Source organism: Olleya sp. UBA1516, assembly GCF_002323495.1.
In the GTDB taxonomy this organism is placed as follows: Bacteria; Bacteroidota; Bacteroidia; order Flavobacteriales; family Flavobacteriaceae; genus Olleya.
On the sequence record NZ_DCQO01000014.1, the window covers coordinates 46,208 to 53,337 of the forward strand.

Sequence of the window (7,130 nt, forward strand, 5' to 3'; positions counted from 1 at the left end):
AAAAATTATGTAAACTATTAATTGTCAGTGTTTTAAATAATAAACAGAGTTATTAACGTTTGTATAAAGGAACAAAAGAACACGCCTCTCCATACATGATAGATTTAGCATATGGTTTAAGCTTGTTAGTTATCATAGCATAAGCGTTTATAGGCACTGGCTTGTTACTACAACCTTTAATTATTACAGGTTTATCTTGGTATATTGTACCATCAATAGCACTGATTATGTCCTGGTAAATGGAAGTCTCTAAATCCTCTAGTGTTCCAATATGGCACTTTTCGACAAAAGGTTCTAAATTTACGACCAATAACATAAAAGCCCAATCCGGAATGATAGCATCTGCACTACAAGTGATTGCTACGTATTGATTTTGGTACTGACTCCAATCGTGATTTTTGATATATTCTCTAAAATCTTTTTCTTTTAAAACCAATTCTTGGAACAACCAATCTTTAATATCTAATAAAACACGTTGTCCTTTTGGATAGTAATCTTCAAGGTCTAGTGTAATTAATTTACTATTTGCTACGCGATTAATAATTTCTTCAGCCATAATTTAAATATGTTATAATTATTGGTATCCTTCTGCTTGTAGTTTAAATAAGTCAGCATATAATGACTTGTTAGCCATTAGATCCTCATGTGTACCCATTTCTAGTACGCGACCTTCATCTAATACTAAAATTTTATTTGCTTGTCTTACTGTACTAAATCTATGAGATATTATAATACTAGTTTTGTCTTCGGTTAGACCTATAAATCTTTCAAAAACGTCACTTTCTGCTTTAGCATCTAATGCAGATGTTGGCTCGTCCAAAATCATCACTTTAGCATCTTTCATATAAGCTCTGGCTAATGCCACTTTTTGCCACTGTCCACCAGATAATTCTTGTCCTTTTGCAAAACGTTTACCAAGTTGTTGGTCGTATCCTTTTTTAAGTTCTGACACGACTTGATTGGCTAGACTTAGTTCGGCTGCGTTTTCAATTTTTTCTTGATTTTCAATTTGACTGATGTCTCCTATTGCAATGTTTTCTCTAACTGTAAACTCATACCTAAAAAAGTCTTGAAAAATCACACCAAAAAAAGCTTGATACTTTGCTTTATCAAAGCGATTAATATTAACACCATCTAAAAGTATTTGTCCAGAAGTGGGTTCGTAAAAACGTAATAATAATTTGGTTAATGTGGTTTTTCCTGCTCCATTTTGACCAACAAATGCTAGTTTTTCGCCAGCTTTAATTTTAAAGCTGATGCCTTTTAAAATTTCATTGTCGGATTCTGGGTAAGAAAATTTAACATTGACAAACTCAAACCCTTCCTTTATTTTTTCAGGAAGAGGCATATCCTCGTTATGTTTTGGTTGAATTGAAATATCTATAAATTCGAAATAATCTTTTAAATATAAAGCGCTTTCTGAAATACGTGTAAATTTAGAAAAGAAGTCCTGTAAATTTCTTGTTAGTCTATTAAAAGCACCTGATAAGAAGGTTAATTCTCCTAGAGTTATCACACCAGATATTACACGATATATTATAAAAACGTAAGCACCATAATAACTTAAAGTCCCTAGAACATTAAATACAAACCCTAAAGCAGATCGTTTAATGGCTAGTTTTTTGTTTAAATCATAATACTCTTGAGATAGGTTTTTAAAACGGTCTACAACAAAGTCTGTTAAACCAAACAACTTAATTTCTTTGGCTGTTTTGTCATTGGCTCCAATAAACCTTAGGTAGTCTAATTCTCTTCTTTCTGCTGTCCAACCTCTTGCTAAAGAGTATTGTTGTTGACTAAACCAGATTTCATTAATAAATGCTGGTATAATACTTAGGATAAGCAGAATTATTAAATAGGGTTCAAAATAGATTAGACCAGCAACTAAAGTCGCTATGGATATTAAGCTTTGTACTTCGCCAAGTGCGTTAGACATTAATCCAACACGACTTGTAGTTTGGGTTCTAGCACGTTCTAGTTTATCATAAAACTCTGAGTCTTCTAATAAGCTAATATCAATCTGATTGGTTTTTTTAATAATTCTTACGGAAGTGTCAATAGAGTAGGCGTCGCCTAATAAGCTATCTGTTAATTGTATCGCACGACTAACTAGGTCTGATAAGACAATTAACCCAAACTCAATACCAACATAAGTCCAAAGTTGGGTTAAATCTGTAATTTCTAATTTAGTTTGAAGTATAATTTCATCTATAATTATTTTACCAATCCATAAAATAATTACAGGTAATACTGCACCAATTAGTCTACAAAATGCCGAACTTAAAAATAATGTTTTATTGGTATTCCAGATTTCTTTAAAAAATCGCGGAATATATATTAAAGCACTAAAAGATTTTTTTAAACTGGTTTTGTTTTTTTCTTTTAACGATTTTGGTGCATGTCTAGCCATATTGATTTGGCATTAAAGCATACCAAGCTCTAGCTTAGCTTCTTCGCTCATTAAGTCTTGAGTCCAAGGTGGATCAAAAGTAATTTCTACTTCTGCATCTTTTACATCGTTTAAAGATTTTACTTTTTCTTCAACTTCTAAAGGAAGCGTTTCGGCAACAGGACAGTTAGGTGTTGTTAGTGTCATTAGGATTTTTACATCATAATCTTCGTTAACAAAAACATCATATATTAATCCTAGTTCGTAAATGTCAACTGGAATTTCTGGGTCATAAATTGTTTTTAAAACCTTTACTATTTTTTCTCCTAATTCTGCTGTATCTATAGTTGTATCACTCATAATTATTGTAGTTGCGTTTGATATGCTATGGCATATAATTTTATTTGTTTTATCATACTAACTAAACCATTGGCTCTAGTTGGCGATAAATGTTCTTTTAACCCTATTTGATCAATAAAATCTGTATTGGCATCCAATATATCTTTAGGATGTTGATTGGAGAATGTTCTAATCAATATGGCTATAATTCCTTTGGTAATAATAGCATCACTGTCTGCAGTAAATGCTATTTTATTATCATCCATTTCTGCATGTACCCAAACTTTACTTTGACAGCCTTTAATAATATTGTCTTCAGTTTTATATTCAGGTGCAATAAGCGGTAACGTTTTTCCTAAATCAATCATGTATTGATAACGTTCTTCCCAATCTTCAAACATTGAAAATTCGTCTACAATTTCGTCTTGTATTTCTTTTATCGTCTGCATTTATCAAAATAATTTAGAGTACAAAATTAATCAATATTCAGTGATTAGTTGCTAAATAACTCTTAAAGATAGATTTGAATTTATTGATCTATTTTTTGGTGTCAGGTTTAGCTATTTCTAATAGTTTAGACACTAAATCTGCAATTTCTTTAGGTGGATTTCCAGCATCAAAAGTAGGTGTGCTATATTGTTCTCCATTTAAAGTTATCGTTAAGTTAGATGAAGCAGCTCCATCGTATTGGTGTGCTGTACTTGGAGGCTCTAACGTGTTTAAAGATTTAATAGCTATAGCATCTGATAAGGATTTAATAGCATTCCAATCTTCTTTACTGCATGGTGTAACGTTTTCTTTTTCAGATCTACTAAATTGCGAGGAAACCGTATTTTGATCTATACTTATCATTGTATAAGTACCTCTTGAAAATGCAGTATACTTAAATGTTAGACTATTATCTTGCTTTTGACTTGTATTGTTTATTACAGGTGAAGCATTTAATAGGACAGTTTCTTTATTGAAAAGGGTAATGATATTGTCTTCTATTTTAAAGTTTGTAGTGTTTTCTAATACTTTTAAATAATTTTGCTCAGTTACATTAGCGTCTTCTTGACAGAATTTTTTTGTGGATGCTAAGTTGCCAAAGGATATATTGTCATTATTGATTTCATAGCTTCCAAAAAAATTATTGCATCCTGAAAAGCCTGAAACGCGTTTAGTTGTACTGTCAAATAATAGGGTTAACTCTTGGGCTACTATTGATTGATTGTCTAGAAGAGTGACTTTATAATCGCCATTTAATGTTTGAGTTGCTTTTTGCATATCTGGATTTAAATTGCTTGTTGAATCTTGAGTAGCACCACAACTATTAAGAAGTATAGAGAATAAAATTATAGTAAATGTTTTCATTATAAAAGTTTTTATTGTGTAACTTAATAATACAAAAAAGACGCCAAAGTTGGCGTCTTTTTAAATAAAAACAATAAAATATTAATTTCCAACTAAAGCAGCTCTTGATCCTCCAGATTGAAATATGGTTCTCATTCTTGATTTTTGACCTTCAGAAAACATATACATGCAAGCATCATCTACATAATCCATATAATTCATTGTCATGTCTGTAGATCTACAGTTTACTGTAGGGAAAGAAGGACAGCCATAATTTGGACCATCTGAAGAAGGTGTATCTGCAACAAAGTCATCTTGTTTACATCTTCCATCTCCCCAAATATGACGAAGGTTTAAGTAATGACCAACTTCGTGAGTTAATGTTCTACCTTGGTTATAAGGTGCTGCAGAACCTCCTGGTAAGCTAGAGTAAAGTACTACTACACCATCCGTAGCTGATGGTCCACCTGGAAACTGAGCATAACCTAAGATTCCACCACTAATATTACAAACCCAAATATTTAAGTGAGTTGATGGTGTTACAGGTGGATAAGCAGCTTTTACTGCATCATTTGTGCTCCAAGCAGAAGTAGAATTTGAGTGTCTAAATGTTCCTGCTAGCGTAAAGTTTATTTCAGAATCTGCTACTAATCCAGCAAAGTCAGAAGGGACTTGATTTATATCGTTATTTGATGCTCTAAAATCATTATTTAGAACATTAATTTGTGAGTTAATTTGTTGATCATTTACATTTTGCTGTGCATTACTATATACAACATGAACATAAACAGGAATATTAACAACACCTAAATTGTCTACCGGATCGCCTCCACCAGAGCCTCCACCATTTCCGTTACCATTTCCTCCTCCAGGTTTCCCTTTTGCACTGATTAGTGATCTAGTTTGATATTCAATATCATACATTTTTTTGTCTAAACCAGGGTTTTCGTTAAGTAGTCTGTTTAAATTAACCATTGAGTGACATACAGGTCTACCTTTAGCTTGTCTCGAAGCTTCGTCTACATCTGCATCAGTGTAAAGGTAAAAGTCAGACATGTCTATTTGTGTTTGATCTTGTGATAGGTTTTCTGATTTGTCATCACTACATGATGCAAATAGCATTGCAATAGCAGCCATGCATAAAAGTGTTTTCTTCATATATATTAATATTTTGTTAAACATTTGTGAAATATATAAATTTTTAGCTTTTTATTCTAAATATTATTACATTTTCGGTGAAATACATATGAATATAAAAACGCTCAATATTTCTATTGAGCGTTTTTAATATAATCTAGAGTTGTTATTTTATGAAAGCATCATTTTTGCTTTTTTAACTCCAGAAACTAAAGCATCAATTTCTTGTTTGGTATTATAAAATGCGAATGACGCCCTAATAGTACCAGGTATATTAAAAAAGGTCATTATTGGTTGCGCGCAATGGTGTCCTGTACGAACAGCGATTCCCATTTTATCTAGTAATGTGCCAACGTCATAAGGGTGAATACCTTCCAAGTTAAAAGATATCACAGAAGTTTTATTTTTTGAAGTACCATAAATTTTTAGACCTTCAATTTCTAACAATTTTTCTGTTCCATAATCTAATAGCTCTTTTTCATAAGAAGCTATTTTATCAAAACCAATAGCATTCATATAATCCAATGCTGCTCCAAAAGCAATACCACCACAAATGTTAGGTGTACCAGCTTCAAATTTATGAGGTAAGCCTGCATAAGTTGTTTTTTCAAAAGTAACTTGGTCAATCATTTCTCCACCACCTTGATAAGGTTCCATTTTATTAAGCCACTCTTCTTTTCCGTATAACATACCAACACCAGTTGGTCCACAAATTTTGTGGGCAGATGTTACATAAAAATCTACATCTAATGCTTGTACATCAGGTTTGATATGAGGACAAGCTTGTGCACCATCTATCAAAACTGCAGCGCCAAATTTATGTGCTTGGTCGATTATGGTTTTTACAGGATTTATGGTTCCTAAAGCGTTTGATATATGATTTACAAAAACAAGTTTTGTTTTTTCAGAAAGCAAAGCTGTATAAGCTTCCATATCCAGTTCACCTTCTAAAGTCATTGGTATTACCTTAAGTTTTGCTCCAGTTTTTTCGCAAAGCATTTGCCAAGGTACGATGTTGCTGTGGTGTTCTAAAGCCGAAACAATGAGCTCATCTCCTTTATCTATTAATTTTGTAAAACCATTAGCTACTAAATTTATAGCATGTGTTGTACCAGAAGTGAATATAATTTCTTGTGTTTTATTAGCATTAAAGTGTTTTTGTATTGTAAGTCTAGCAGCTTCATATTTATCTGTAGCTTCTTGGCTTAGCGCGTGTACGCCACGATGTATATTGGCATTGTAATTAGAATAGTAATCTACAATAACATCAATAACCTGTTGTGGCGTTTGCGATGTTGCCGCATTATCAAAATATACCAATGGTTTGCCATTTACTTGTCTTTTAAGTATTGGGAAATCTTTACGTATTAAATTGATATTTAACATAATTGAAAATAAATTAAAACTCTTTAGCTACAAGATTAAAAAGCTGTATAAAAAGATAAATACACATTGCTAATGTTATACCAAGTGATAAAGCCACGTGTATCAGCTTTATATTGCCTTTAGCCATGAAGTTAATTAAATTTTTGAATACAAATACAGATAAAACTAGCAACATATAAGTACATGACAGACCTACAAAAGTTAGTAATATACCATCAAAAAAACCACCTTTTGTAAAGTAAAATAGTGTGCCTGTTACAGCTGCTATTACCAAACAAATACTAATTAATTTAATAAAGGTTTTGTTTGAAGTGTTTAAAATATCCATATTTTTTACAAGTCAAAACCTATATTAACACCTAATTTATTTGCTATAATTTTAGTTATTCGTTGTTTTAATTCTGGAATTTTTACAGACTTTAAAACGTTGTTACTAAAAGCGTACATTAATAATCCTTTAGCTTCTTTTTCTGGAATACCTCTAGATTTCATATAAAATAAAGCACTTTCGTCTAATTGACCTATGGTACAACCATGAGAACATTTT

9 protein-coding genes are annotated in these 7,130 nt (G+C 31.7%); all 9 read right to left on the minus strand.

What is annotated here, in order from left to right:
* Window positions 1–52: 52 nt before the first annotated feature.
* Complete coding sequence (locus B2989_RS08840; RefSeq protein WP_292947475.1) at window positions 53–556, minus strand: DUF2480 family protein; 504 nt, start codon at window positions 554–556, stop codon at window positions 53–55.
* A gap of 18 nt (window positions 557–574) precedes the next feature.
* Window positions 575–2,410: an ABC transporter ATP-binding protein gene (locus B2989_RS08845; protein WP_292947478.1), complete on the minus strand. Its 1,836-nt coding sequence runs from the start codon at window positions 2,408–2,410 to the stop codon at window positions 575–577.
* Between the two features lie 12 nt (window positions 2,411–2,422).
* Complete coding sequence (locus tag B2989_RS08850) at window positions 2,423–2,749, minus strand: SUF system Fe-S cluster assembly protein (RefSeq protein WP_145004420.1); 327 nt, start codon at window positions 2,747–2,749, stop codon at window positions 2,423–2,425.
* A 2-nt stretch (window positions 2,750–2,751) separates the two neighbouring features.
* Window positions 2,752–3,177, minus strand: coding sequence for a SufE family protein (locus tag B2989_RS08855; protein WP_145004417.1), 426 nt, complete (start codon window positions 3,175–3,177; stop codon window positions 2,752–2,754).
* Between the two features lie 88 nt (window positions 3,178–3,265).
* Window positions 3,266–4,081 (minus strand): META domain-containing protein, encoded by an 816-nt coding sequence (locus B2989_RS08860; RefSeq protein WP_292947482.1) that lies wholly within the window; start codon window positions 4,079–4,081, stop codon window positions 3,266–3,268.
* 81 nt (window positions 4,082–4,162) lie between these two features.
* Entirely contained in the window at window positions 4,163–5,218 is a 1,056-nt protein-coding gene (locus B2989_RS08865; protein WP_292947485.1) for a zinc metalloprotease, read from the minus strand.
* Between the two features lie 150 nt (window positions 5,219–5,368).
* A complete protein-coding gene (locus B2989_RS08870) occupies window positions 5,369–6,583 on the minus strand; it encodes an aminotransferase class V-fold PLP-dependent enzyme (RefSeq protein ID WP_292947488.1) in 1,215 nt (404 codons plus the stop codon).
* A gap of 13 nt (window positions 6,584–6,596) precedes the next feature.
* Window positions 6,597–6,911, minus strand: a complete 315-nt coding sequence (locus tag B2989_RS08875; RefSeq protein WP_292947491.1) for a hypothetical protein — start codon at window positions 6,909–6,911, stop codon at window positions 6,597–6,599.
* 5 nt (window positions 6,912–6,916) lie between these two features.
* The coding region (locus B2989_RS08880; RefSeq protein ID WP_292947494.1) for a SufD family Fe-S cluster assembly protein at window positions 6,917–7,130 on the minus strand (214 nt) is incomplete at its 5' end.

Excerpts from the sequence above, each read along its gene's own strand:
- B2989_RS08840 (WP_292947475.1), bottom strand. The coding sequence starts at position 556 with ATGGCTGAAGAAATTATTAATCGCGTAGCAAATAGTAAATTAATTACA.
- B2989_RS08845 (WP_292947478.1), bottom strand. The coding sequence starts at position 2,410 with ATGGCTAGACATGCACCAAAATCGTTAAAAGAAAAAAACAAAACCAGT.
- B2989_RS08850 (WP_145004420.1), bottom strand. The coding sequence starts at position 2,749 with ATGAGTGATACAACTATAGATACAGCAGAATTAGGAGAAAAAATAGTA.
- B2989_RS08855 (WP_145004417.1), bottom strand. The coding sequence starts at position 3,177 with ATGCAGACGATAAAAGAAATACAAGACGAAATTGTAGACGAATTTTCA.
- B2989_RS08860 (WP_292947482.1), bottom strand. The coding sequence starts at position 4,081 with ATGAAAACATTTACTATAATTTTATTCTCTATACTTCTTAATAGTTGT.
- B2989_RS08865 (WP_292947485.1), bottom strand. The coding sequence starts at position 5,218 with ATGAAGAAAACACTTTTATGCATGGCTGCTATTGCAATGCTATTTGCA.
- B2989_RS08870 (WP_292947488.1), bottom strand. The coding sequence starts at position 6,583 with ATGTTAAATATCAATTTAATACGTAAAGATTTCCCAATACTTAAAAGA.
- B2989_RS08875 (WP_292947491.1), bottom strand. The coding sequence starts at position 6,911 with ATGGATATTTTAAACACTTCAAACAAAACCTTTATTAAATTAATTAGT.